This window comes from Streptomyces sp. NPDC047515 (assembly GCF_040643055.1).
GTDB lineage: Bacteria > Actinomycetota > Actinomycetes > Streptomycetales > Streptomycetaceae > Streptomyces.
This window is the reverse complement of the sequence record NZ_JBEYTM010000029.1, coordinates 60916-85481: the sequence shown is the minus strand read 5'-3', so window position 1 is coordinate 85481 and position 24566 is coordinate 60916. Positions and strand designations below refer to the sequence as shown.

Genomic DNA, 24566 nt, shown 5'->3' with positions numbered 1-24566 from the left:
CCGCCGCCGTGAGCTCTGTCAAACGGAGGCCGGCCCCTCGCCGGGTCACATGGCGTCGCCGGGCGGAGCGTCCCCGCGCAGGCGCGGACGGGGACCGGCATTCGGGCCGAGGCCGCGGCCTCGGGGCCGTCGCGAGCCGCCGCTGCTGCGGCCTTGGGACTGGTGAGATCGCATGCTCATGTGTCGCGTATGCCGATCCGGAGGGGCGCCCTCAGTCACGCATAGTGATCACCGCTGAGATCGTCTCGATGTGGGCGCGGCCTGTTCCTTTTCCGAGTGGGAGGTGACCAGCGTGGCGTCGAGGTCCAGGACCAGGCCGGAAAGTTCTCGTCCGCCGGCCTGGACGGCGGGTATGCCCTGGCCGGTCTCGGCGGCCTGCATCCAGGCGACTTCCCGGGCCGAGGCGCGGGCCGCTCGCAGCGATGCGAGTACTGCCCCGTCGGTGTCGGCGAGCAACCGCCAGGCCGTGGGCGTGGAGGCTACCGGTCCGAATTCCTCGCCCTGGTCCCGCAGAACGGCCAGATCCGCTATCGCCTCACCGCCGTCGGCGAGCATCACCGCGAGATCGGTGGCGGTCCGACCTGGATCGTGCCCGGTGCCTCGCGGTCGCAGCGGCCTGAGCGCAGTGGAGTAGGCGGTGGTCAGACCGGTGGCATCGGCAAGGTCCGCCAGCAAACGTGCGCCCGCGTGCCCGACCACCCCCGAACCGTCAGTGGAGACGTGGAGCTTGGGACGAGAACCGATACCCTGCACGCAGAAAATTCCATTCCGCTTGGACCGCCAGAACCCCTCGACAAGGTTCATCGTCCCAGCCCAGAAGGCACTTTCGTATCATCGTGGCTGACGGGCCGGCCGCCCCGGCTGCCCTTCTTCTTCTGATTGGCGGCCTCGTCCTTCTTCTCCGGGATGAGCGCCTTGATGTTGCGCTTGCGTAAGTGGGCGCGGTTGGCTCGGGACGAGTAGGCCTTGTCCGCGGCGACGGCGTCGGGCCGGGTGCAGGGACGGCCGACGGGCAGGCGGACGCGCACCTTCTTGAGCACGGGGATGAACTGCGGACTGTCGGCGGCCTGTCCCGGAGTCAGGACGCTCGACAACGGACGGCACTTGCGGTCCGCGGCGAGATGGACCTTGCTGGTCAGGCCGCCCCTGGACCTGCCGAGCCGGGCTTGTTTCAAGCGGAGTCCGCGCCTGCGCCGGACGCGTCGTCGCTCTTCCCGTCCAAGGTCGCTTCCGTCACGTTTTGCCCCTCGGTGTCGGCGTACGGGTCAACGTGCACAGTTAGGTACGGCTGAACGTGCACAGCGTCTTGTAGGCGACAGCGACTTGTAAGCGACATCGACGCCACCGGGTGCGCTCGGTTGGCAGACTGGCAGACACGTGAAATCGGGGCGCCGCTCGTCACGATCGGTAGCTGACAGTGGCCCACCGGGCAGGTATCCGCATCTGCAGAGGAGCATGTGCCTCGTGCGCTCATGCTGTGTGCGCGCTGCGCCTGACCGGCAACGCGGCGGGAAGAACCCATCAGATAAGGACGAAAGAGCCGCAAACGCCGGGCCGACCCACAGGTAGGCGCTTGCAGACGAGGCTCCGATAGGGTGAGTTGATCTCCAGACTCGTACGCGTGGGGGCGCAGCAGTGACGACCGACGTGACGCCCGAACTGGCCGAGGCGATCCAGCGTGGCTACGACCAGCGCGACCGGGCGAACATGGCGCCGACGATCGCCTACTTCCAGGCGCTGCTTGCCGAACGCCCAGACCACCCGGTCCTCGTATACGAGGTGGGTGGTGCCTACGACACTGCGGGCCAGGAGGAGACCGCCCGCAGCTACTACGAGCGCGCGCTCGCCCTCGGCCTCGACGGTGACGTCCTGCGCCGGTGCCTGTGCCAGTACGCCAGCACCCTGAGATGGCTGGGCGAGTTGAACGAGTCGCTGGCGGTGCTCGACCGCGCTCGCAGGGAATTCCCCGACTCCGATTCCGTACGCGTCTTCCGTGCCCTGACCCTCAACGATGCCCAGCGGCCAGATGAGGCGGTGGCCGAGTTGCTCGCCGTCGTCACCGGGCACGCCGAGGTCACCGACCTCGGGCGGTGGGCGGTCGGGCTGCGCGGCCTCGCCCAGTGGCTCGCCGACGGCCGCCCCGAATAGGAATGGCTGGCTTCGAGCCAGTGCACGTTCAGCTGTACGCGGCGGTGCACATTGACCCGTACGCCGACACTCGGGGCCGCCCCCCTTTTTTTCCCGGCTTGCTCCTCCTCGCGCGCGGCCTCCTCCAGGGCGTCCATAACCTCCTTGCCGATGGGCATCCCGGCGGCGTCGTGGTGGTTTTGGCCTTTCATCCGTCAGGGTTGGATGGCGACCCGGCCGCGCAACTTCTTCTCCGTCACTGCGAGATAGGCATCCGGGCCGTGGTCGAGGTCGAAGGTCTGAGCGATGGGGAGCGGCCTGAACTGGCCGCGCTCGAAATGGGGGCTGATCCGCTTGAGGCGCTCGGCAGAGGCTGTCACGTTCAGTTTGCGGCTGTCGGCGCCCAGCATCCGCAGTTCGCGGTGGTAGAAGTCGTGGAGGTCGATCTCGGCGGTGGAGGTCCCGATGGCGCTGATGACCACCAGGCGCCCGCGGTGGGCGAGGGACGCGACCGTAGTCGGCGTGGTGACGCCACCTACGGCGTCGTAGACGACATCGACGCCTCGGCCGCCGGTGATGCGCCGGATCTCGGCGGGGACATCGGTGTCGTTGTCGAAGGGCACGAACTCGTCGATGACCTCGGCCGCGGGGGTGCCGGCTGCCGGGGCGTGGGGGGCGACGCCCACGATGCGCTGGGCGTCGGTGGCGCGGGCGATCTGTGCGACGGCTCCGCCCACGCCCCCTGAGACGCCGAAGACGGCGATGGTCTCGCCTGCGGCGAGGCCGGCGGTCTCGATCGCACCGAGCCAGCCGACCACGAAGTTCACGCCGACCGTCGCCGCCTCGGCGAAGTCCAGGGTTCCGGGTTTGCGGGCCAGGGCGCTGACGGGCAGGGCGATGCGTTCTGCGTGCGAGCCGTCGATGCTGGATCCGACGTCGCCCCCGGTGCCCCATACCTCGGCACCGATCCAGTCGTCGGGTCCTTCCAGGACGACGCCCGCGAAGTCACGGCCGGGAATGCGAGGGAGGGTAATGTCCTCCAAGCTGCCCGAGACGGCCATCACGTCCGAGGGGTTGACCGAGGCCGCCCTGACGGCAACGACCGCCATGCCGTCACCGGCGACCGGGTCCGCGACCTCACCGACGCACAGCACCTCGGGGCCGCCGAATCGTTCGAAACGTAGCGCGCGCATGCTCGCTGTCCTATCCGTGCGTTGAAAGAGGTGTGCTGGTCAGTGGGGCAGGGAGAAGCGTGTGCCGGTGTCAATGTCCACGTCGAGCGCGTTGATCATCAAGGCCAGCCCGCTCCACCGATTGATGATCATCAGCACCTCCAGCAGTTGCTCGTCGCCGAGCATTTCGCGCACACGGTCCAGCGTGGCAGGCGCCAGCGACGCGGAGGTGACCAGTTCGGTGGTCATCTCCAGCACGGCCAGCTCAGCCGGGCTGAACCCGCCCTCGGCGAGCCAGCCGTCAGCGGCCAGGGCGTCGCGTTGCCGGGATCCGACACCGCAGTCTTCGGCCAGGTGCGTGTGCTGCGCGATCTCGTAGGGGCACCGCATCAGGTGCCCGGTGCGCAAGATAACCAGCTCACGCAGGCGCGCGGGCACAACCGTGCTGGTCAGGGCAGCGCGGCCGGCAAGCATCCACCCGGCGAAGGGCTCACCCGCGTGAGCCAGTGCCCGGTAGATGTTCAGGTTCCCGCGCTCGGCGACCAGGCCGCGGACCTGGTCGGACATGCTGGTGCAGTACGAGATCCGGGTCACGAGGAGGTCTCCAGCCGGGCGTCGTGATCGATGTCAAGATCGACAGCGTTCAGGACGAGCGCGAGTCCGTAGTACAGGCTGACCAGGAGCAGCAGTTCGCTCAGCTCCGGCTCGTCGAGCACGGTGCGGGCCGCCGTGAAGGTCTCATCGGTCACGGTGCCGGTCGTGCACAGCTCGCTGACGAAGGCCAGCACGGTGCGCTCCGGCTCGGTGAAGCCGGGCACCGATCCCTCGGCGCTCAACGCGCTGATCTCCGCGGCGCTGATCCCGGCTCTTCGGCCCACGTAGTCGTGCTGGGCGATCTGGTAGGCGCAGTGTTGGAGATGGGCGATCCGCAGGACCACCAGCTCGCGGAGCCGCGGGCCGAAAGTGCGGCTGTCGAGTTGGGCATCGACCATCGCGCTCCAGCCGTCGAACACCCGCGGAGCGCCCGCGAGGAGGCGGAAGACGTTCAGCTCACCGTGCCGGTCCAGGAAGTCACGGGCGGCAGGGCTGACCGACGCGACGGGGGTCAGCGGGATGCGCGACACCTTCAGCGCCCCTCACGGGCGAGCACGAACGTCCGCTCCACCGTCTGGAACGGCTCGTCCATGTGGGTGCCGTCCGGAGCGGTTTCCCCTGCATCGTGCTGGACGAAGTCCACCACCAGCGACCGCCTGACCCCGAAGACCGCGTCCCGCTCCACATAGGGGTCGTCACTGCGGACCAGCATGGTGATCAGCGGCTCGAAACCTTTGGCATGCAACCAGAAGTGCAGGTGTTCCGGGCGCATCGGCGACCGATTCGTGGCACGCAGGATCTCCCCGCACGGCCCATCGGACGGGACCGGGTAATACCGCGGGGCCACCGACCGGTACCAGAACCGCCCCTTGTCGTCAGTAGTCAGCAAGCCACGCATGGCCAACTGACCATGCAGTTTGTCTTGCATCTGCACGTCATAGAATCCCTCCCCGTCGCTGTGCCAGGTGTCTACCCTGGCGCCGGCCACAGGGCTGCCGTCCGGGTCGAGTACCCGGCCATTGAAGAACAGCGGAGTTCCCTCGACCTCACCGGAGATGCACGATCCGTTCTCCGCCGTCGGCCGGCCTTCGACGTAGAAGGGGCCCAGCAGCGTCGAGTCCGTCACCGACCCACCACCCGGATGGTGGATCAGGTCCACCAGGACACTCAGGCCCAGAATGTCGGACAGCAGGACGAACTCCTGCCGAGTCGGAGTACAGGTCTTGCCCACACGCTCAAGGAACTCCATCGCCCTGAACCACTCCTCACCGGTCAGCCGTACCTCCCGCGTGAAGTCGTGCAGGTGTTGCACCAGGCGAATGAACAGCTGCTTGACGCGCTCATCCTCCGCGCCTTCGAAAGTCTTCTGCACCGCCTCGGTGATCGAGGCCGCCGTCAGATCGATGGACATCGCATCTCTCCTGCCGTTCAAGGGCCGCCCCGCGCGGACCATCTTGCGCTGCCTGTGGATCTCGTCCACCGACCCAACGAGACAACTACCGCGATTTGCCCGAGCGATCACGGGCCTCCACCGACTGGCGTAATGCGCCCCGCCGCCGAAGAGGTGGCCTCTCCTCGCCCTTGCATTGCCTTGCGATCGAGGCCTGGGCGGATCCGCAGGCTGGACACGGCTACGCCAGCACCACGGCCATCTACACCGGCGTCTCGGACGAGTACCGCAACCGGCTGCTGCAGCGGAAGTTGACCCATCGCTACCCCGGCATTTGGGCGGACCCCAAGTGATCAAGAAGATGGGCTACCGCTGGAACCTGCGCAAACTCATGGCTGACCGGGAGATGTTCCAGACCACCGACCTGGTGCCGCTGCTGGCCGAGCGGGGCATCACCCTCTCCCGCGAGCAGGTCTTCCGGCTGGCCACCCAGCCCCCGCAGCGGCTGTCGATGGACGTCCTGGCGGCCCTGTGCGACATCCTCGCCTGCCAGCCGAACGACCTGATCGAGGTCCAGGTCGTCAACGAGGAAGTCCGCAAGACGGCCGGCGGCGAGACGCCCGGACCGCTTCCGGCCGTGCGCCGGACCTCCATCCGGCGCCCGGAGGGCCTGTGACCGCGCCCTCACCGACCGCGCCGTCAGTCGTCGCCCGCCTCGCCGCCCAGGCCGCGCGGCTCGAAGCCGCCACCTCCGCTGTCACCACCCACCTCACCGCGGCCCTGCCCGGCCTCGATGCCGAGGAGGCCGTGGCCGCACTGGTGGTCGCGGTGCCGATCCCCGTGCGCGGAGCGGCCCGCTTCCTGGAAGAGCTCGCCAAGCATCTGGCGAACCACCCCCAGGCCCTGACCTCCGGGAGTTCGCTCTGCCCGCCGGTCTTGCTGCGGCTGACCCAGGTGCTGCACGAGGGCGGCCACTTGGGGGTCCGCCCCGGCTGCGCGCACTGCGGAACGGTGCGGGCCGACCTTCGCCAGCTACGGCCTGAGGGACGACTCTGCGCAAGCTGCGACGCCAATAGCCGCCGCGCCACCTGCGCGCGCTGCCACCGCGACGGCATGCGGATCTCCGCCCGTCGCCCCGAGGGCGGCATCTGCTCGGCCTGCTACCACAAGGACCCTGCCCGCCTGGAGGAATGCGCCGAGTGCGGCGAACTTTCCAGAACCCGGTCGTCCGCCGAGACGACGGCCGTGGCCTGTGCATCCGGTGCTGGAAGCGCCCTACGCACACCTGTGTGACCTGTGGCAAGACTGCGGTCGCGGCGCTGGTCGACGACGCCGGCGCGGTCTGCCACCTCTGCTACAACCGCCACCGTCGCCCACGACGGCCCTGCGGCCGGTGCGGGCAGCTCAAGCGAATCGCACGCAACGCGCACGACGGTGAGCCCGCAATGCCGTCGGGCCAACACCTTCGGCAATTGGCTCCCTGCTTGGGGCGCGCACCCCGGTGTGAACGGGCCGAGAGTTCCAGCCGCGTAGGCGAGCGACTGCAGGTCCTCGTGGAGCGCGCGGCCTATACCGGACATGCTCCGGCCCTGGCACCAATCCTTCTGGTCAGGGCCGTGGCGTGTCTGCACCCAGGGGGAGGTTTGTGAAGCATCGCGAGCCCCTGGTGGGACGGGGTTTCTCTCGGCAGGTCAGCGGCGCGCACTAATCACGCCTTGATCATGGTCTTGGAGTTCTCCACGTACGGGGCGTCCTTGACGGTGGGCATCCGGTCCGGCCCGAAGATGCCCGGCTGCACCGCGTCGGGGTCCGATCCCGGCGCGCAGTCGCTCCTTGAACCGTCGAGCACGGCGAGCCCGGAGGACGGATAGGTCGCCCTGCCCAGCGGGGTCGAGCAGCGTGCCGCGAGTTCGTCCGTGATCCTGGGCAGCACCTGTGACTGCGAGAAGAAGGAATGCCCGGACGCATCGGCGGCGATGGTGTTCACCCACGGCAGCCCCTGGGTGCGACGCAGCGCGGCCTGGATGTCTCCGGTGCCGCGCGCCCTGCTGAATCCGAGAGAGGTGTCCGATGAACGCAGATTCGAGGCGTTGGGGTCGTTGAGGGCGTACGAGGTCGTCGCCGTCCACGGCAGCGGCAGCCCGGCACCGAGCGAGGTGACGACGGGACCGTACCGGGTCCACCACTGGGGGCGGGTCACGAAACCGCCGTCCTTCACCGCCACCGACACCGTGCGCTTCGTCATGCGCTCGGGCCTGCCGTCCACCAGATATGCGGTCGGATCCGCCGGGTCGAGGGTGAGCTGATGGAGGTTGAGTGTGACGCCCGTGGCCACGGTGTGGCTCCACGCGATGTCCGCGTTGTGGCCGATCGACACCGTCGGCGAGCCGAGCAGCGAACCGCCCGCCACGTTCAGCTCGCCGGGGATCGTCTGCTGCGACTGCCAGAACCGTCGGCCGCCCTGCCACGGGTAGTGCGGATTGCCGAGCAGCAGACCGCGCCCGTTCGCCGTCGTACTGCCGCGGAAGGCGACCGCGTTGGATCCCATGTCCGCGTTCTGCGTCGACAGCAGCCGTCGCGCCGCGTCCGCCGCGTCGCCCGGCGACGGAACGCCGGATGCATCCGATGCCCCCGTGGGCGGCTCGGCGGCCGTGATGCCGTCGATGCCGCGGCCCTGACCGCCGAGCACGGAGAGCGCGAAGCCACGCGTCGCGACATCCAGCGCCGTCACCGGCCGCACCCAGTCGGCGCCCCGGCAGGCCGGATCGGTGATGCGGTTCTGCGCCAGCCACGCGTTGTACCCGGCCGCCCAGCCACGCTCCAGCTCCTTGACGTCGTGGCTCTGCCCCGTCGGTGCGGGCAGAGCCAGGAGCTTCTCCACGGTGTGACTGCCACGGACCCCTTGGAAGTAGAGATCGCTGGAGAGGTTCTTCGTCGCGGACGAGAGCGAACCGTCCGGTGCCGCCTGCGGACCGAAGTATCGGGACCGCTCACCGCGCAGGGTCACGAAGCCGTCGGCGAGCGTGCACACCTGGTCCGCCGCCTGGGCCCAGCCATTGCCGAAGCCCAGGTTCGCGTAGTCCTTCGCCACGATGTGCGGGATGCCGTACTCGGTGTACCGGATCACGGCGGACAGCCCACCGCCCGACGGACGGTGCGTGCGCGAGCCGTCGGCCGGGGCGGGCGGCAACGAAGCGGACACGGTGAACAGCGCGAGTCCGGATATCGCAAGAAGTCTGAGACGGTTACGGAGGTGCAACGGTCCTCCCAACTGTACGCACGGATAAGGTGGTTGCCCGAAAGTTCGAGTCACCACGCGTCACTCAGCCAGCACGCCCGCACCCCTGTCAACAACCTGGTCGGCATCCGACCCTTGACCGCCGGGTTCAGGCCGCACAGGATCACGCCATGACAGGTGTACGGAGCAGCACAGTCGACGGCGTCGTGGCCCGCAGCGCCCGCCGCACCCCCGGGCGCACCGCCCTGCGGTACGCGGAGAGGTCCTGGACGTACGCGGAGCTGGACACGGCCGTCAGCACCGCCGCCGCGGTCCTCACCGGCGAGCACGGGCTGCGCCCCGGCGACCGGGTCGCCTCCTACGCGCACAACTCCGACGCGTATCTGATCGGTTACCTCGCCTGTGCCCGCGCGGGACTGGTCCATGTGCCGGTCAACCAGAACCTGACCGGCGACGACCTCACATACATCCTCGAACAGTCCGGCAGCGCTCTCGTCCTCACCGACCCGGACCTCGCCGACCGGATTCCGGGCCCGTTCTCCGTACGCCCGCTGCGCGACGCACCGGACTCCCTCCTCGACGCCGTCGCCGCCCCGCGCCCCTTCACCCCGGAACACGCGCCGGCCGCGGGGGACCTCGTCCAACTGCTCTACACCTCGGGCACCACCGCACTCCCCAAGGGCGCGATGATGACCCACGGCGCACTCGTCCACGAGTACGTCAGCGCCATCACCGCGCTCGATCTGCGCGCCACCGACCGGCCGGTGCACTCGCTGCCGCTCTACCACTCCGCGCAGATGCATGTCTTCCTGCTGCCCTGTCTGGCGGTCGGGGCGACAAACATCATCCTCGACGCCCCCGATGTGGACCGGATCTTCGACCTCGTCGAGACGGGGCAGGCCGACAGCGTCTTCGCCCCGCCGACCGTCTGGATCGGCGTCTCCCGGCACCCCGGCTTCACCACGCGGGAACTCGGCGGTCTGCGCAAGGCGTACTACGGCGCGTCGATCATGCCGGTGCCCGTACTGGAACGGCTCCGCGAACGGCTGCCCGCGCTCGGCTTCTACAACTGCTTCGGGCAGAGCGAGATCGGCCCGCTCGCCACCGTCCTCGGACCGGACGAGCACGAGGGCCGGATGGACTCCTGCGGCCGGCCCGTCCTGTTCGTCGAGGCCAGGGTCGTGGACGAGGACGGCAAGGAGGTCCCCGACGGCACGGCCGGTGAAGTGGTCTACCGCTCGCCCCAGTTGTGCGCCGGCTACTGGGACAAGCCCGAGGAGACCGCGGAGGCCTTCCGTGACGGCTGGTTCCACTCGGGCGACCTCGCCGTGCGCGACGCGGAGGGCTTCTTCACCGTGGTCGACCGGGTCAAGGACGTCATCAACTCCGGCGGTGTCCTGGTCGCCTCCCGACAGGTCGAGGACGCCCTCTACACCCACCCCGCCGTCGCCGAGGCCGCCGTCGTCGGGCTGCCTGACGACCGCTGGATCGAGGCCGTCACCGCCGTGGTCGTCCCGCGCGGGGAAGTGACGGAGGGCGAACTCATCGGCCACGCCCGCGAGCGGCTCGCCCACTTCAAGGCCCCGAAAAGGGTTCTCTTCGTGGACGAACTGCCGCGCAATGCGAGCGGCAAGATCCTCAAACGGGAACTGCGCGAGCGCTTCGCCTGAGGGACCCGGCGGCTGTCCTGCGGGGCGCGCGAAGGGCTCAGGATCGCCGCGCCCGCGCACAGGCGCCGGTGGGCTGCCCAGGGCGTGCGGTGAGCTCACGATCGGAGCGGGCGGCCTCCCCGGACGGAGGCATTGGAGGAGCTCACACCATGGGTGCCCGGCTCGCCACGCCTGGCACGCACGCTCGCTGCGTTGCCGAAATGTCCTGGTAGCTCCTTCCCCAAGCTCTCAGCTTCGTCCGAGCAGGGGAGACCCCGTCCGAGGGCCTTCCAGCGCCTGGCGATCGCACGTACCAGACGCCGCGAGCTGATCGGACTCCCATGGTGTGAGCTCCTCTAATTCCGGCCGCGCTCGTCCACGATTCGCTTGAACTTGCCCACCGACCTCTCCAGCGTCCCGGGATCGACGATCTCGACGCCGACCGACACCCCGATCCCGTCCTTGACGGCCGCCGTGATCGACTCCGCGGCGGCCGTCCGCTGCTCGGGCGTGGCCCCCGCGCGGGCCTCGGCCCGTACCGTCAGCGCGTCGAGTCGGCCCTCACGGGTCAGCCGCAGCTGGAAGTGCGGTGCCACGCCCGGTGTGCGCAGCACGATCTCCTCGATCTGGGTCGGGAAGAGGTTCACCCCGCGCAGGATCACCAGGTCGTCGCTGCGCCCGGTGATCTTCTCCATTCGTCGGAACACCCGGGCCGTGCCCGGCAGCAGTCGCGTCAGGTCCCTCGTGCGGTAACGGATCACCGGCATGGCCTCCTTGGTGAGCGAGGTGAAGACCAGCTCGCCCTCCTCGCCCTCGGGCAGCACCTCGCCGGTGAACGGATCGACGACCTCCGGGTAGAAGTGGTCCTCCCAGATGTGCAGCCCGTCCTTGGTCTCCACGCACTCCTGGGCCACCCCGGGTCCCATCACCTCCGACAGGCCGTAGATGTCGACCGCGTCGATCGCGAACCGCTCCTCGATCTCGCGCCGCATCCCCTCCGTCCACGGCTCGGCACCGAAGATCCCGACCTTCAGGGAGGTCGTCCGAGGATCGACGCCCTGCCGCTCGAACTCGTCGAGGAGCGTCAGCATGTAGGACGGCGTCACCATGATGATCTCGGGCCGGAAGTCCTGGATCAGCTGGACCTGGCGGGACGTCATGCCGCCGGAGGCGGGGATGACCGTGCAGCCGAGCCGTTCCGCTCCGTAGTGGGCGCCGAGGCCTCCGGTGAACAAGCCGTATCCGTAGGCCACATGGACCTTCTGCCCCGGACGGCCGCCGGCGGCCCGGATCGAGCGGGCGACCACGTCCGCCCAGGTGTCGAGATCACGCTGGGTGTACCCGACGACGGTCGGACGGCCCGTCGTCCCGCTGGACGCATGGATCCGCCGGACGCGCTCCTCGGGGACGGCGAACATGCCGAAGGGGTAGTTGTCCCGCAGGTCCGCCTTGGTCGTGAAGGGGAAACGGGCAAGGTCGGCGAGTGCTCGGCAGCCGTCCGGACGCACCCCGGCCCGGTCGAACGCGGCCCGGTAGTGGGCGACGTTCTCGTACGCATGGCGCAGGGTCGACCGCAACCGCTCCAGCTGGAGCGCCTCCAGCTCGTCCCGGCCCATTCGTTCCGCGTCGTCCAGCAGAGGCGTCATCCGGATCTCCCTCTTCCGAGCAGGCGACCGATCATTCGGTCGATCGTTCGGAAGCAGTAATTCAGGATGTTCCGCCCGATGGCAAGAGGGGTGACGCACCCATTTGATCAAGCGGCGTCCAGCGGTCCTGATCGGCCGTGCCGCATACGACCGCGCCCTCGTCCTCACGGGGTGGTGCGACGGGGATCCACCCCCGTGCCGACGGGCTTGCCGGCCGGATCGCCCGGGACCGCCCGGCTCGCACGGCCGGGCGGTCAGGGGCGGTGCAGCAGCGAGGTCAGGACCTCCTGGAGTGTGGCCTCGGCATCGGCCGCAGCCCCCGTCGACCGCCAGGCCACGAAGCCGTCGGGACGCACCAGGACGGCACCTTCGGATGTCGTGCCGTGGAGTTCCGCCCAGTCGGCCCCGTTCTCCGGCTCCAGATCGGCGCCCGAGCCGATGCCGTACGTCCGGAGCCGCACCGACAGCCGGTCGGCGACCCGCGCCGCCGCCCGTCGCCACACCACGTCCGCGCCGTCGGTGAGCAGCACGAGGGTCTGCTCGTACAGATCGAGAGTGGACTTGCGCTCCCCGGCCTGACGAACCCACAGATGCGGTGCGCGGCTGCCGGGTTCGCCGTTCAGCTGCATGCGCGGCGGCACCACCGGCTGTTCCGGGTCGGCTCCGAGCACGGCGCCGCGGACATAGCGGTAGCCCAGGGCCACGGTGAGCATGCCGCCCTGCCTTCCGCCGCCCACGCCCGGCGCCGCGGCGTATCCCGGGTGGCTGTGCTCGCTGGAACGCGCCGAGGCCCGTGCGCTCGTCGCCCGCGCCACCGGCAGCCGCTCCGCCTCATAGGTGTCCAGCAGCCCCGGGCCCGCCTCACCCTTCAGGACGGCGGCGAGCTTCCAGGCCAGGTTGTGGGCGTCCTGAATGCCGGTGTTGGAGCCGAACGCCCCGGTGGGGGACATCTCATGGGCTGAGTCCCCGGCGAGGAAGACCCTGCCGGACGCGTACCGTTGCGCGACCCGCTCCGCGGCGTGCCACGGCGCCCTTCCGGTGATCTCGACGTCGATGTCGGGTGCGCCGACCGCCGTACGGATGTGCTCGGCACACCGTTCGTCGGTGAAGTCCTCCAGGGTCTCGCCCAGTTGGGGCTGCCACGGCGCGTGGAAGACCCACTCTTTCTTGTTGTCCACCGGCAACAGGGCGCCGTCCGCAGCGGGGTTGGTCAGATAGCAGACGATGAAGCGCCGGTCACCCAGCACATCGGCGAGCTGCCGGGAGCGGAAAGTGATGCTCACATTGTGGAACAGATCGCCGGGACCCGTCCGGCCGATGCGCAACTGCTCACGAATGGGGCTGCGCGGCCCGTCGGCCGCGACGAGGTAGTCCGCACGTACGCTGATGTGCTCTCCGGTCTCCCGGTTCTTCAGCGCCGCGTCCACCCCCGAACCGTCCTGGTCGAAACTCTGCATCTCGGTGGAGAAACGCAGGTCACCGCCCTGTTCGCGGGCAAGCCTCACCAGCACGGGTTCGAGATCGTTCTGGCTGCACAGGCACCAGCCGGCCGGGCTGAAACGGGCCAGTCCGCCCCCCGGGTCGATCTCTTTGAACAACCACTCCTGATCGTCCCCGGTGAGCGAACCGGCTTGCAGAATGCCGTGGTTGTCGGCAAGGACCGAGGCCGCCTCCCGGATGCCCGGCTCGGCGCCCGCCGTACGGAACAACTCCATCGTGCGCACGTTGTTGCCGCGTCCGCGAGGATGCGTCGAGGTGGACCGGTGCTTCTCGACCAGCAGGTGCTCGATACCGAGCCGACCGAGGAAGAGTGAGGCGGACAGGCCCACCAGGGAGCCGCCCACGATGAGGACCGGCACGCGGATGTCGACGTTCTCGTTCATCAGTTGCTCCAGCTCGGACGCCGTTCGGATGCTTTGTTCCATGCCCTTGTTCGGAGAGGTTCGGACGGTCGCTCACCTGAACGGTTCATAAATCTCGCGCCACCCGGACCAGCGTTTCACGATCGGTCACGGAGACGATGCGCGCGGTAAGCGGGGGCGGACCGCTCGCATCCGCCGGGAGAGTCCCCGCTCCGCATCCACTCGCCAACCGACGGTTGACGGCACGCCATCCGGCCTGTCCACGACACCGTCTCGAAGGAGACCGAAAGATGACCACCACCCTCTCGGAACGGATCTCCCAGTCCGCCTTCGACGGTTCCAGGCTGCGGGTCGTGCTGCTGCTGGACCTGTACGACGGAGCCCAGAAGCAGTTCCTGGAGGCGTATGAACACCTGCGCAATCAGGTGGCATCCGTCCCCGGGCACATCAGCGACCAGCTGTGCCAGTCCATCGAGAACCCCTCCCAATGGCTGATCACCAGCGAATGGGAGAGCGCGCCGCCGTTCCTCGCCTGGGTGAACAGCGAGGAGCACGTTGCGACGGTTCAGCCGTTGCACAGCTGCGTGCGTGACACGCGTTCGCTGCGCTTCAGCGTCCTGCGGGAGACCGGGAAGGCGTTCGAGCTGGCACCGGAGGCGATCAAAGGCAGGTTGCAGGCGTCACCCCGACTGGGCGACGGAGTGGTGCGCCATGCGCTCACCTTCACCGTCAAGCCCGGCACCGAGGACATCGTGGCGAAGATCCTGGCCGACTACGAGTCCCCGAACGCACGTGTCGATGAAGACACCCATTTGCGCCGCACCTCGCTCTTCATGCACGGAAACCGCGTCGTGCGGGCGGTCGAGGTGGAGGGCGACCTTCTCGCGGCCCTCCGCCACGTCGCCCGGCAGCCCGAGGTCAGGGCCGTCGAAGAGGCCATCAACCCGTATCTGGAGCAGGACCGGGACCTCAGCGACCCGGACTCCGCCCGGATGTTCTTCACCCGAGCGGCCCTCCCGACGGTCCACCACGTGACCGCGGGTCGCCACAAGGCCGAGGACGTCCGCCGTCACGCGCTCTTCTACCAGGCCAAGGAGGGCTGCGGCATGGCACTCGCCCGGCTCCTCGCAGGCCACGACGAGGAGGCGGCCGACGACCCGGCGAGCATCATCGACAGCAGCACCATCTTCCAGCGCGACGACGTCGTCGTCCGCCTCCTCGAAGCGGCCGAACCGATCGACGCGCAGCCCGCTCAGGCGGCCGGCATCGACGGCCCGGGCAAGGTGGCCAGACTCGGACGTCTCCTCGACGGCGATGCGAACGCCGTGCCCACGAACGACCAGGGGATCTCGCACTTCCTCGCGCAGTCCGAGATGACCCTGATCACCGATCGGCGGGCCATGGAGTCCTGAACCGCGCATCCGCCCTGGGGGGTTCTCGCTCAACCCGTCAATACAACGCGCAATGTGCCAGGAGGAAAGCAGTCATGACCACGCACCGGCCACGCATCGTGGACCTCAGTGAGACGCAGCCCAACCGCAGGCGCGGAGGCGACCTTCGCGCCATGCTCACGCCGACCGCGGTGGGAGCCACCAGCGGCTTCATGGGGCTGGCCATCGTCCAGCCCGGTGACCGCATCGGCGAGCACTACCACCCGTACTCCGAGGAGTTCGTGTACGTCGTGGACGGTCTCCTGGAGGTGGATCTCGACGGTGAACCGCACCGGATGCGGCCCGACCAGGGCCTGCTGATCCCTCCCCATGTACGCCACCGATTCCGGAACGTCGGCGACGTCGAGGCACGCATGGTCTTCCACCTCGGCCCGCTCGCCCCGCGCCCCGAACTCGGCCACGTCGACACGGAGCACACGGAGTCCGCCGAGCGCGTCGCGCCGCCGGAACGAACGGAGGCCGCCTCATGACGCGCCGCGTGGGGGTCACCGGCGTGGGTGTCGTGGCCCCCGGCGGTATCGGCGTGCCGGCCTTCTGGGACCTCCTCGCGAACGGACGCACCGCGACCAGGGGCATCACGCTCTTCGACCCGGCCGGCTTCCGCTCCCGCATCGCCGCCGAGTGCGACTTCGACCCGGCGGCGCACGGACTGGACGCGGACCAGATCGCCAGGTCGGACCGGTACGTCCAGTTCGCGATGGTGGCCGCCAGGGAGGCCCTCGGTGACGCGGGCCTCGACCCGGAGAAGGTGGACCCCTGGCGGATGGGGGTGTCGCTGGGCACCGCGGTCGGCGGCACCACCCGGCTGGAGCACGACTACGTCGCCGTCAGCGGCCGTGGTGCCCGATGGGACGTCGACCACCGGCCGGCCGGCCCGCATCTGGAACGGGCCTTCTCACCCAGCTCCCTCGCCTCGGCGGTGGCCGAACAGGTCGGCGCGCACGGCCCGGTGCAGACCGTTTCCACGGGCTGCACCTCCGGTCTCGACGCGATCGGCTACGCCTTCCACTCCATCGAGGAAGGCCGCGTCGACGTCTGTGTCGCCGGGGCGTCCGACTCACCGATCACCCCGATCACGGTGGCCTGCTTCGACGCGATCAAGGCCACCTCGGCGAACAACGACGACCCGGAGCACGCCTCCCGGCCGTTCGACGCCCGCCGCGACGGCTTCGTCATGGGTGAGGGCGGAGCGGTGCTCGTCCTGGAGGAACTGGAGCACGCCCGCGCCCGCGGCGCGACCGTGTACTGCGAGATCTCGGGCTACGCCACCTTCGGAAACGCCTACCACATGACCGGGCTGACCCCCGAAGGACTGGAGATGGCCGAGGCGATCAACCGAGCCCTCGACCACGCCCGGATGGACGGCTCGCAGATCGACTACGTCAACGCGCACGGTTCAGGCACCAAGCAGAACGACCGGCACGAGACGGCCGCCGTGAAGAGGGCGCTGGGCGCGCACGCCCATGACGTACCGATGAGTTCGATCAAGTCGATGGTCGGCCACTCGCTGGGGGCGATCGGGGCCATAGAGATCGCCGCCTGCGTACTCGCGCTGGTCCACCAGACGGTGCCGCCGACGGCGAACTACGAGAGCCCGGACCCGGAGTGCGACCTCGACTACGTGCCGCGCACCGCGCGCCCCCTGAAGCTGCGCAGCGTCCTGTCGGTCGGCAGCGGCTTCGGTGGCTTCCAGTCCGCGGTGGCCCTGACCCGAACAGGTGGGAGGACACCATGAGAACCCGAAAAGCCCGGCGCACCGTCGTCACCGGCATCGGTGTCGTCGCTCCCAACGGCACCAACACCGAGGCCTTCTGGAAGAGGACGCACGAAGGGTTCAGCGCCCTCGACCGGGTCACCCGCGAGGGGTGCGAACATCTGCCGCTGCGGGTCGCGGGTGAGGTGCGCGGCTTCGAGGCGGTCGAGCTGATCGAGGAGCGGTTCGTCGTCCAGACCGACCGGTTCACGCACTTCGCGATGGCCGCCGCGGACATCGCCCTGGACGACGCCCGGCTGGGCCGTGCCGACTACGAGGGCGCGCCGTACGACGTCGGCGTGGTGACCGCGGCCGGGTCCGGCGGCGGCGAGTTCGGGCAGCGTGAACTCCAGCGGCTGTGGGGGCAGGGATCCACCTACGTGGGCCCGTACCAGTCCATCGCCTGGTTCTATGCCGCCAGCACCGGCCAGATCTCGATCCGCGGCGGCTTCAAGGGGCCGTGCGCGGTCGTGGCCAGCGACGAGGCCGGCGGTCTGGACGCGCTGGCGCATGCCGCCCGGTCGATCCGCCGGGGCACCGAAGCGGTGGTGGTCGGCGCGGCCGAGGCACCGCTGGCGCCCTACTCGGTCGTCTGCCAGCTCGGGTACGAGGACCTGAGCTGCAGCGACGACCCCGCCCGCGCGTACAGACCGTTCACCTCGGACGCCTGCGGTTTCGTACCGGCCGAGGGCGGCGCCATGCTGGTCGTCGAGGAGGAGCAGTCGGCGCGCCGGCGCGGCGCACGGGTCCGGGCCGAACTCGCCGGGCATGCCGCCACGTTCACCGGAGCGTCCCGGTGGGAGGAGTCCCGGGAGGGGCTCGCCCAGGCGATCATCGGCGCCTTGCGGGAGGCCGACTGCGCGCCGGACGAGATCGACGTCGTCTTCGCGGACGCCCTCGGCGTGCCGGCGGCCGACCGTGCCGAAGCACTCGCGATCGCCGACGCGCTCGGTGCGCACGGCCGGCGGGTACCGGTGACGGCGCCCAAGACGGGCATCGGGCGCGCGTACTGCGGGGCGCCGGTGCTGGACGCCGCCGCCGCCGTGCTCTCCATGGAGAACGCGCTGATACCGCCCACGCCGAACGTGTTCGAGGTATGCCACGACCTCGACGTCGTCACCGGCAGTGCGCGGCCCGCCGAACTCCGGACGGCGCTGGTGCTCAGCCGCGGGCTCATGGGCTCGAACGCGGCGATGGTACTGCGGCGCTCCACCGACACCCAATCGTGAGAAGGAGAAGTCCTCATGACCGAACGACTTACCTACGCGGAACTGGCCGTCCTGATGAAGAAGGGCGCCGGACTCACCGTGGACCCGCGCGACATGGAGAAGCGCCCCGGGTCCGCCTTCGATGAGTTCGGCCTCGACTCGCTGGGTCTCCTCGGCATCGTGGGCGTGCTGGAGAACCGGCACGGCCGGGCGTTGCCGACCGACGCCGACCGCTGCAAGACCCCGCAGGAATTTCTCGACCTCGTCAACAACACCCTCATGCAAGGAGCCTGACGTGTCCGGACACACCGAGAACGAGATCACCATCGCCGCCCCCCTGGACCTCGTCTGGGACGTGACGAACGATCTCGAGAACTGGCCGCGGCTGTTCAGCGAGTACGCCTCGGTCGAGGTGATCGAACGGGACGGCGACAGGACGAAGTTCCGCCTGACGATGCACCCCGACGAGAACGACAAGGTCTGGAGCTGGGTCTCCGAGCGGACCGTCGACCGGGCCGGCCGCATGGTCCAGGCCCGCCGTGTCGAGCCGGGCCCGTTCCAGCACATGGACATCCGGTGGGAGTACTCGGAGGTACCCGGCGGTACGAAGATGCGTTGGACGCAGGACTTCGCGATGCGGCCCGACGCACCCGTCGACGACGCGTGGATGACCGACAACATCAACCGCAACTCCAAGGTCCAGATGGAACTCATCCGGGACAAGATCGAACAGCGTGCCCGGGAGCGCCGTACCGCCTCGGTCTCGGCCCGCTGACCCGCTGTCCGCCCCGCGGCCCGGCACCCGGCAGATCGGCCGGGTGCCGGGCCGGAACCAGAAAGGCATCCCACGATGCACCACGCTCTGATCGTCGCCCGGATGGCGCCGGGTTCCGCGCCGGACATCGCCGATCTGTTCGCCGAGTCCGACAGCAGTGAACTGCCGCACCTCGTCGGTGTCACCAGGCGCAAGCTCTTCCAGTTCGGCGACGTCTATCTGCACCTGATCGAATCGGAGCGCCCGCCGGGCCCCGAGATCGCCAAGGTGACCGAGCATCCGGCGTTCAAGGACATCAGCGAGAAGCTCACCGCCTATGTCAGCGCGTACGACCCGCAGACCTGGCGCGGGCCCAAGGACGCCATGGCGCAGGAGTTCTACCACTGGGAACGCGGTTCCACCGCCTGAGGCGACGGAAATCGCCCCGGGTCCGGCCTCTCGGCCGGACCCGGGGCGATTTCCGTCGTTCCCGGGCAATTTCCGTTGCTCCCAGGGAGGACGACCCGGGCGGGGGAATCAGTCGGGGACCACGCATTCGAAGGCGTGGAGGTAGGGGTTGACCGGAACGACCCTGCCGATCAGCAGGCCGGCATCCGAGATCCGGCCGACCAGGCTCTCCCTGGTGTGCTTCGCTCCGCCGACATTGAGGAGGAGCAGCAGGTCCATCGCGGTGGTGAACCGCATCGAGGGGGTGTCGTCGACGAGGTTCTCGATGACGACGACCCTGGCTCCCGGACGGGCCGCGGCGACGACATTGCGCAGTGTCCTGCGGGTGCTGTCGTCGTCCCACTCCAGGATGTTCTTGATGATGTAGAGATCGGCCGCGACCGGGATGGCCTCGCGGCAGTCCCCGGCCACGATGCGAGTCCGGCCGACGAGCGGCCCCTCGTCCCGCAGCCGGGCATCGGCACGCGCCACCACACCCGGCAGGTCCATCAGGGTGCCGTGCAGCGACGGGTGCTTCTCCAGCAGGCTCGCCAGTACATGCCCCTGGCCGCCGCCGATGTCGGCGACCGTGGACACCCCGGTGAGGTCGAGGAGTTCGGCGACGTCCAGCGCGGACTGCATGCTGGAGGTGGTCATGGCCCGGTTGAAGACCTGGGCCGACTCGTGGGCGTCCTGATGGAGGTAGTCGAAGAACCCCTTGCCGTGCACGTCCGAGAAGACGCTCCTGCCGGTGCGCACCGCGTTGTCGAGATGCGGCCAGACCTCCCAGGTCCAGGGCTCGGTGCACCACAGCGAGATGTAGCGCAGGCTGTTCGGGTCGTCCTCGCGCAGCAGACGGGACATCTCGGTGTGGGCGAAGTACCCGTCCGGGGTCTCGGTGAAGATCCCGTAGCAGGACAGGGCGCGGAGCAGCCTGCGCAACGGCACCGGCTCGGTCTTCACCAGCGCCGCGAGTTCCTGTGCGGACGCGGGCGTCTCACCCAGCGCGTCGGCGACCCCCAGCCGGGCCGCGGCGCGCACGGCGGCGGCGCGCGCCGCCCCGAAGACGATCTCGCGCAGTTGCATGGCCGGCTGAGGGGGTGTGACGGGGTGCGGGACGGCGGCGTGGACGGCGGTGGCGGGGGTGGGTGCGGGGGTGGGACTCACAGTGGTCATGCTGGTTCGCTTCTCCTCGTACGGGGGTGCGCCGGTCAGCACATCCCGGCCGGCGTGGACTTCGTGCAGACGTTGGCGACGAAGGTGTTGCCCTTGCCGGTGTCCCCGTTGGCCAGGTCGGCCGGCTTGTTGCCGAGCGCGACGTTGCCGCTGACGGTGTTGCCGGTGTTCTTCGTGCCCACGAAGCTCTTGAACAGCACGACGCCGCCGGAGAGCGGCGTGGCGCCCACGTTGCCGCTGATGGTGTTCGAACGGACCTGGGTGTCCGCGGCTCCGGTGAGCACGACGCCGGAACCCTGCAGGGCGGGCAGCCGTTTGGTGGCGGCGCAGAACTTGTTGTTGCCGGTGATCTGGTTCGCCCGGATCGTCATGGCTCCGGCCTGCGGCCTGCCCTCGTCGCCCACGACGAACACACCGCTGCAGTTGCCGGAGAAGGTGTTGTCGTGGACCGACAGATTCCTGACGCGCCTGGCGGTGAAGCCGATGCGGTTGTCCGTGAGCGTGTTGTCCTGGAGCTCGGTGCCGCGCGTGTCGGTGGCACCGCCCTCCTCGTCGACGGTGTTCGCGACGAAGATGCCCGCGTCACCGTTGGCGCGGGCGGTGTTGCCCGTGAACACGCCGCGGGTGGAGCGCTCCTGGGCGATGCCCCAGACACCGTTGTGTTCGGAGGCCACCCGCCGGACGGACAGCTTGTCCGTCCAGGAGGCCCAGACACCGTTCTTCTTGAATCCGGAGACGGTGAGCGAATCGATGGTCACGCCGTCGACGGTCCGGCCCGATCGGCCCAGGACGCAGATGCCGCTGCCGGTCTTCACGCACGCGTCCGCGGACGGCGCGTTCTTCGTGGCGGGCCGGATGACGGTGCGGTCGCCGGAGCCGCGCAGGGTGAGGCCCGGCTTGTTGACCAGGACGCTCTCCCGGTACGTGCCGGGCAGGACGACGACGGTGTCACCCGGCTGCGCGGCGTCCACCGCCTTCTGGATCGACTGGCCGGGCCGCACCACGTGGGCGTTGGCGGCTGAGGCGGACGGAATTGCCGCGCCGAGTCCCGCGGCCGAGGCGACCACGACCGGGACGAGGCTCTTGATGTGTCGTTTCCTCATGAACCGAAGCTATGGGCGTTTTCCCCCTGTTGCCACATAGGGTGAGCGGTTGGAGACAGCACGTGCCCGAATGGCTTACGCCGGGCTCGGTGCCCGGCGCCCGGTGTCCCTTGGCCGGCCCGGACGTACGACGGCGCAGTCGGGTGATCGGGCCGGAGCCGGGCGGTCGGCCCGCAGGTGAACCGGGCCGACCGCCGTTCGGGTGTCTCGCCCGCCACCGAGCCGGCCGCTGCCGCTGCCGCTGCCGCTGCCGCTGACCCGGCCCCCGGTCCGGGCTCCGCCCCCGCCCGACCCCGTTCGTGGCCCCGGCCGAGGGCCTCCGACCCGGTCCTCCGTTCCCGCCTCGGTCGCCGACCGGGCCCCGGTGCCCTCGGCCCCGAGGTTGTTCCTCAGTCCTCGTCCCCGCGCCGGGGCGCCACGACCGAGTGGGCCCACCGGTAGTCGGCCTTGCCGCTCGGAGAGCGTTGGATCTGCTGGGCGATCACCAGCCTGCGAGGGATCTTGTAGCCGGCCAGACGGGTCCTGCAGTGCGCCTGGACATCGTCGAGCGAAGGCTCGTCCGCCCCCTCCTTCAGCTGCACCACCGCCGCGACGTGGTTCCCCCACCGCTCGTCGGGCACGCCGGCGACGAGCGCGTCGTACACATCCGGATGGGCTTTCAGCGCCTGCTCGACCTCCTCGGGATACACCTTCTCGCCCCCGGTGTTGATGCACTGCGAGCCCCGGCCGAGGACCGTGACGATGCCCTCCGCGTCGACGGTCGCCATGTCCCCGAGCAGGACCCAGCGCTCGTCGCCACGGCGGAAGAACGTCTCCGCGGTCTTGCGCGGGTCGTTGTAGTACCCGAGCGGCACATGGCCGCGCTGGGCGATCCTCCCCTGCTCACCCGGGGCGACCGGCTCGTACGTCGCCGGATCGACCACGGCGGTACGGGAGTTGACCTGGAGCCGGAACCCGTTCTCCGGACCCGAGTCGGCTGTCGCCGTGCCGTTGAACCCGGACTCCGACGAGCCGAAGTTGTTCAGCAGCATCACCGTCGGCACCAACGCCTGGAACTCGGCACGCACCGAGTCCGACATGATCGCACCCGAGCTGGAGATGGAGAACATCGACGAACAGTCGGTGCCTTTCAGCGGGCCCTTCAGCGCGTCGATCAGCGGCCGCAGCATCGCGTCGCCCACCAGGGACACGCTGGTGACCTTCTCCTTCTCGATCGTGCGGAGCACCTCTTCCGGCACGAACTTGCGGTGGATCACGACCCGTTGCCCGAAGTTGAATCCGATGAACGCGGTGAGCGTCGAGGTGCCGTGCATCAGCGGGGGAGTGGGGAAGAAGGTGATCCCGTCACCGCCCGCGGCCACCCGCTCGGCCAGTTCCAGCGGGGACCTCACCGGTTCACCGGTCGGCGCGCCGCCGCCGAGGCCGGAGAAGAAGAGGTCCTCCTGGCGCCACATCACCCCCTTGGGCATCCCGGTGGTGCCGCCGGTGTAGATGATGAACTGGTCGTCCGCCGAGCGCGGCGGGAAGCCGCGCTCCGGGCTCCCCGACGCCTCGGCGTCGGTGAACGCCGCCGCGTCCGGACCACGGGCGCCCGCCACCGGAGCCCCCACCCGGACCAGGTGACGGAGGGTCGGGGCCTTGGGTGCGGCGGCCGCGACCCGTTCGTCGAACTCGGCGTCGAAGACCAGCGCCGTCAGATCCGCGTCACGGTAGAGGTAGACCAACTCCTCCTCCACGTAACGGTAGTTGACGTTTACCGGAACGATTCGTGCCTTGAGGCAGGCGAGCACCGTCTGGAGGTACTCGACTCCGTTGTACAGGTGCAGCCCCAGATGCTCGCCCGGGGTGATGCCCGCCTCGATCAGATGGTGGGCGAGGCGGTTGGCGGCCGCGTCCAGCTCCGCGTACGTCAGCCTGCGCTCCGCACCCGTACCGGGATGGTCGAGGTAGACGAGCGCCTCGCGTTCCGGGACCGCGTCGACGACCGACTCGAACAGGTCGGCAAGGTTGTACTCCACCGTTCCTCCTGACCCCGGATGCTGACTGGCTCGGCGGTCATTAGAGCGCCGGGAGGCACAAGTGGGAAGGGGGTCATCGAATAAATCTGACTGGCTGTCAGCAAACTATTGAACTGGACCCCCGCCTACTGCAACCTGTTCTAGGTCTTGAGACGGGAGGCAGACAATGGGTGGTACGGAACACCTCACCGTGCGGCGCGAGGGCGCCACGCTGGTGCTCACCTTGAACAGGCCGGAGGCGAAGAACGCCCTCTCGCTGCCGATGCTGGTCGGGCTGTACGACGGCTGGCTGGCGGCCGACGAGGACGACGCCGTCCGCTCGGTCGTCCTCACCGGCGCGGGCGGCTGCTTCTGCGCGGGCATGGACCTCAAAGCCCTGGCGGGCAAGGGGATGGACGGCGAGCAGTACCGCGACCGGATGACCGCCGACCCGGATCTGCACTGGAAGGCGATGCTGCGCCACCACCGACCGCGCAAGCCGGTCATCGCCGCCGTCGAGGGCCACTGCGTGGCGGGCGGCACCGAGATCCTGCAGGGCACCGACATCCGCATCGCCGGGGCGAGCGCCACCTTCGGGCTCTTCGAGGTCAGGCGCGGCCTCTTCCCCATCGGGGGGTCGACGGTACGGCTGCCGCGTCAGATCCCCCGGACCCACGCCCTCGAAATGCTTCTCACCGGACGTCCGTACAGCGCCGAGGAGGCGGCCGGCATCGGGCTGATCGGACGGGTCGTCCCCGACGGCACCGCACTGGAGCAGGCCCTCGAAGTCGCCGAGCGGATCAATGCCTGCGGCCCGCTCGCCGTCGAAGCCGTCAAGGCATCCGTGTACGAGACCGCGGAGATGACCGAGGCCGAGGGTCTCGCCGCCGAACTGAAGCGCGGCCGGCCGCTCTTCGCCACCGCCGACGCCAAGGAAGGCGCCCGCGCCTTCGCCGAGAAGCGCCCGCCCGTCTACCGGCGCGCCTGAGCCAAGGAGGC

General features: G+C 69.5%; 22 protein-coding genes and 3 pseudogenes. 13 read left to right on the top strand and 12 right to left on the bottom strand.

What is annotated here, in order from left to right; translation table 11 throughout:
• Positions 1-237 precede the first annotated feature (237 nt).
• Positions 238-762 (bottom strand): annotated as a pseudogene (locus ABZ826_RS23350) (transposase); the annotation flags it as partial.
• Between the two features lie 71 nt (positions 763-833).
• Positions 834-1241, bottom strand: a pseudogene (locus ABZ826_RS23345) (transposase); the annotation flags it as partial.
• 394 nt (positions 1242-1635) lie between these two features.
• Between ABZ826_RS23345 and ABZ826_RS23340 the strand changes: the two are divergent.
• The gene (locus ABZ826_RS23340; protein WP_361451414.1) at positions 1636-2148 is read left to right on the top strand and encodes a tetratricopeptide repeat protein; all 513 of its coding nucleotides are present in this window, start codon (positions 1636-1638) and stop codon (positions 2146-2148) included.
• A gap of 194 nt (positions 2149-2342) precedes the next feature.
• On the opposite strand, the gene ABZ826_RS23335 is transcribed toward ABZ826_RS23340, so the two are convergent.
• Genes ABZ826_RS23335 through ABZ826_RS23320 form a run of 4 tightly spaced genes read right to left on the bottom strand, consistent with a single transcriptional unit; the run spans position 2343 to position 5304 of the window.
• Positions 2343-3320: a zinc-binding alcohol dehydrogenase family protein gene (locus ABZ826_RS23335; protein WP_361451412.1), complete on the bottom strand. Its 978-nt coding sequence runs from the start codon at positions 3318-3320 to the stop codon at positions 2343-2345.
• A gap of 39 nt (positions 3321-3359) precedes the next feature.
• Positions 3360-3866, bottom strand: a complete 507-nt coding sequence (locus ABZ826_RS23330; protein WP_361451409.1) for a carboxymuconolactone decarboxylase family protein — start codon at positions 3864-3866, stop codon at positions 3360-3362.
• A 23-nt stretch (positions 3867-3889) separates the two neighbouring features.
• A complete protein-coding gene (locus ABZ826_RS23325; RefSeq protein WP_361451406.1) occupies positions 3890-4423 on the bottom strand; it encodes a carboxymuconolactone decarboxylase family protein in 534 nt (177 codons plus the stop codon).
• A gap of 2 nt (positions 4424-4425) precedes the next feature.
• Positions 4426-5304, bottom strand: a complete 879-nt coding sequence (locus ABZ826_RS23320; RefSeq protein WP_361451403.1) for a dioxygenase — start codon at positions 5302-5304, stop codon at positions 4426-4428.
• A 170-nt stretch (positions 5305-5474) separates the two neighbouring features.
• Here ABZ826_RS23320 and ABZ826_RS23315 point away from each other — a divergent pair, with 170 nt between their 5' ends.
• The 3 genes from ABZ826_RS23315 to ABZ826_RS23305 are packed head-to-tail and all read left to right on the top strand — an operon-like array spanning position 5475 to position 6576.
• Positions 5475-5636, top strand: a complete 162-nt coding sequence (locus ABZ826_RS23315; protein ID WP_361451400.1) for a hypothetical protein — start codon at positions 5475-5477, stop codon at positions 5634-5636.
• Entirely contained in the window at positions 5633-5959 is a 327-nt protein-coding gene (locus ABZ826_RS23310; RefSeq protein WP_361451397.1) for a helix-turn-helix transcriptional regulator, read from the top strand. Before ABZ826_RS23315 ends, ABZ826_RS23310 begins: the two co-directional genes overlap by 4 nt.
• Positions 5956-6576, top strand: coding sequence for a hypothetical protein (locus tag ABZ826_RS23305; RefSeq protein ID WP_361451394.1), 621 nt, complete (start codon positions 5956-5958; stop codon positions 6574-6576). The genes ABZ826_RS23310 and ABZ826_RS23305 overlap by 4 nt, the downstream gene beginning before the upstream one ends.
• 436 nt (positions 6577-7012) lie before the next feature.
• Here the strand turns inward: ABZ826_RS23305 and ABZ826_RS23300 are convergent.
• Positions 7013-8542 (bottom strand): annotated as a pseudogene (locus ABZ826_RS23300) (penicillin acylase family protein); the annotation flags it as partial.
• Positions 8543-8691: 149 nt separating this feature from the next.
• On the opposite strand from ABZ826_RS23300, the gene ABZ826_RS23295 reads away from it, so the two are divergent.
• On the top strand, positions 8692-10191 hold the full coding sequence (locus ABZ826_RS23295) for an acyl-CoA synthetase (RefSeq protein WP_361451391.1): 1500 nt from the start codon (positions 8692-8694) through the stop codon (positions 10189-10191).
• 335 nt (positions 10192-10526) lie between these two features.
• Here the strand turns inward: ABZ826_RS23295 and paaK are convergent, their stop codons facing one another.
• A complete protein-coding gene (gene paaK / locus ABZ826_RS23290) occupies positions 10527-11816 on the bottom strand; it encodes a phenylacetate--CoA ligase PaaK (RefSeq protein WP_361451387.1) in 1290 nt (429 codons plus the stop codon).
• A gap of 254 nt (positions 11817-12070) precedes the next feature.
• Positions 12071-13699: an FAD-dependent monooxygenase gene (locus tag ABZ826_RS23285; RefSeq protein ID WP_361451444.1), complete on the bottom strand. Its 1629-nt coding sequence runs from the start codon at positions 13697-13699 to the stop codon at positions 12071-12073.
• A gap of 269 nt (positions 13700-13968) precedes the next feature.
• Between ABZ826_RS23285 and ABZ826_RS23280 the strand changes: the two genes are divergently transcribed.
• From ABZ826_RS23280 to ABZ826_RS23250, 7 genes are all read left to right on the top strand, one after another.
• On the top strand, positions 13969-15090 hold the full coding sequence (locus ABZ826_RS23280) for a SchA/CurD-like domain-containing protein (protein ID WP_361451384.1): 1122 nt from the start codon (positions 13969-13971) through the stop codon (positions 15088-15090).
• 74 nt (positions 15091-15164) lie between these two features.
• Positions 15165-15599 (top strand): cupin domain-containing protein, encoded by a 435-nt coding sequence (locus ABZ826_RS23275; RefSeq protein ID WP_361451381.1) that lies wholly within the window; start codon positions 15165-15167, stop codon positions 15597-15599.
• Positions 15596-16864: a beta-ketoacyl-[acyl-carrier-protein] synthase family protein gene (locus ABZ826_RS23270; protein WP_361451378.1), complete on the top strand. Its 1269-nt coding sequence runs from the start codon at positions 15596-15598 to the stop codon at positions 16862-16864. Before ABZ826_RS23275 ends, ABZ826_RS23270 begins: the two co-directional genes overlap by 4 nt.
• Entirely contained in the window at positions 16861-18111 is a 1251-nt protein-coding gene (locus ABZ826_RS23265; RefSeq protein ID WP_361451375.1) for a ketosynthase chain-length factor, read from the top strand. The genes ABZ826_RS23270 and ABZ826_RS23265 overlap by 4 nt, the downstream gene beginning before the upstream one ends.
• A 15-nt stretch (positions 18112-18126) precedes the next feature.
• A complete protein-coding gene (locus tag ABZ826_RS23260; RefSeq protein ID WP_361451372.1) occupies positions 18127-18384 on the top strand; it encodes an acyl carrier protein in 258 nt (85 codons plus the stop codon).
• Between the two features lies 1 nt (position 18385).
• On the top strand, positions 18386-18865 hold the full coding sequence (locus tag ABZ826_RS23255; RefSeq protein ID WP_361451369.1) for an SRPBCC family protein: 480 nt from the start codon (positions 18386-18388) through the stop codon (positions 18863-18865).
• Between the two features lie 75 nt (positions 18866-18940).
• The gene (locus tag ABZ826_RS23250) at positions 18941-19273 is read left to right on the top strand and encodes a TcmI family type II polyketide cyclase (RefSeq protein ID WP_361451366.1); all 333 of its coding nucleotides are present in this window, start codon (positions 18941-18943) and stop codon (positions 19271-19273) included.
• A 108-nt stretch (positions 19274-19381) separates the two neighbouring features.
• Here ABZ826_RS23250 and ABZ826_RS23245 read toward each other — a convergent pair whose 3' ends face one another.
• The 3 genes from ABZ826_RS23245 to ABZ826_RS23235 form a co-directional block, all read right to left on the bottom strand.
• Entirely contained in the window at positions 19382-20467 is a 1086-nt protein-coding gene (locus ABZ826_RS23245; protein ID WP_361451363.1) for a methyltransferase, read from the bottom strand.
• Positions 20468-20502: 35 nt separating this feature from the next.
• Positions 20503-21570, bottom strand: a complete 1068-nt coding sequence (locus tag ABZ826_RS23240) for a right-handed parallel beta-helix repeat-containing protein (protein ID WP_361451360.1) — start codon at positions 21568-21570, stop codon at positions 20503-20505.
• Between the two features lie 389 nt (positions 21571-21959).
• Positions 21960-23588 carry an acyl-CoA synthetase gene (locus ABZ826_RS23235; protein ID WP_361451357.1) on the bottom strand — a complete coding sequence of 543 codons (1629 nt, stop codon included), beginning with the start codon at positions 23586-23588 and terminating at the stop codon, positions 21960-21962.
• Positions 23589-23754: 166 nt separating this feature from the next.
• Here ABZ826_RS23235 and ABZ826_RS23230 point away from each other — a divergent pair, with 166 nt between their 5' ends.
• Entirely contained in the window at positions 23755-24555 is an 801-nt protein-coding gene (locus ABZ826_RS23230) for a crotonase/enoyl-CoA hydratase family protein (RefSeq protein ID WP_361451354.1), read from the top strand.
• The last annotated feature ends 11 nt before the right edge of the window (positions 24556-24566 follow it).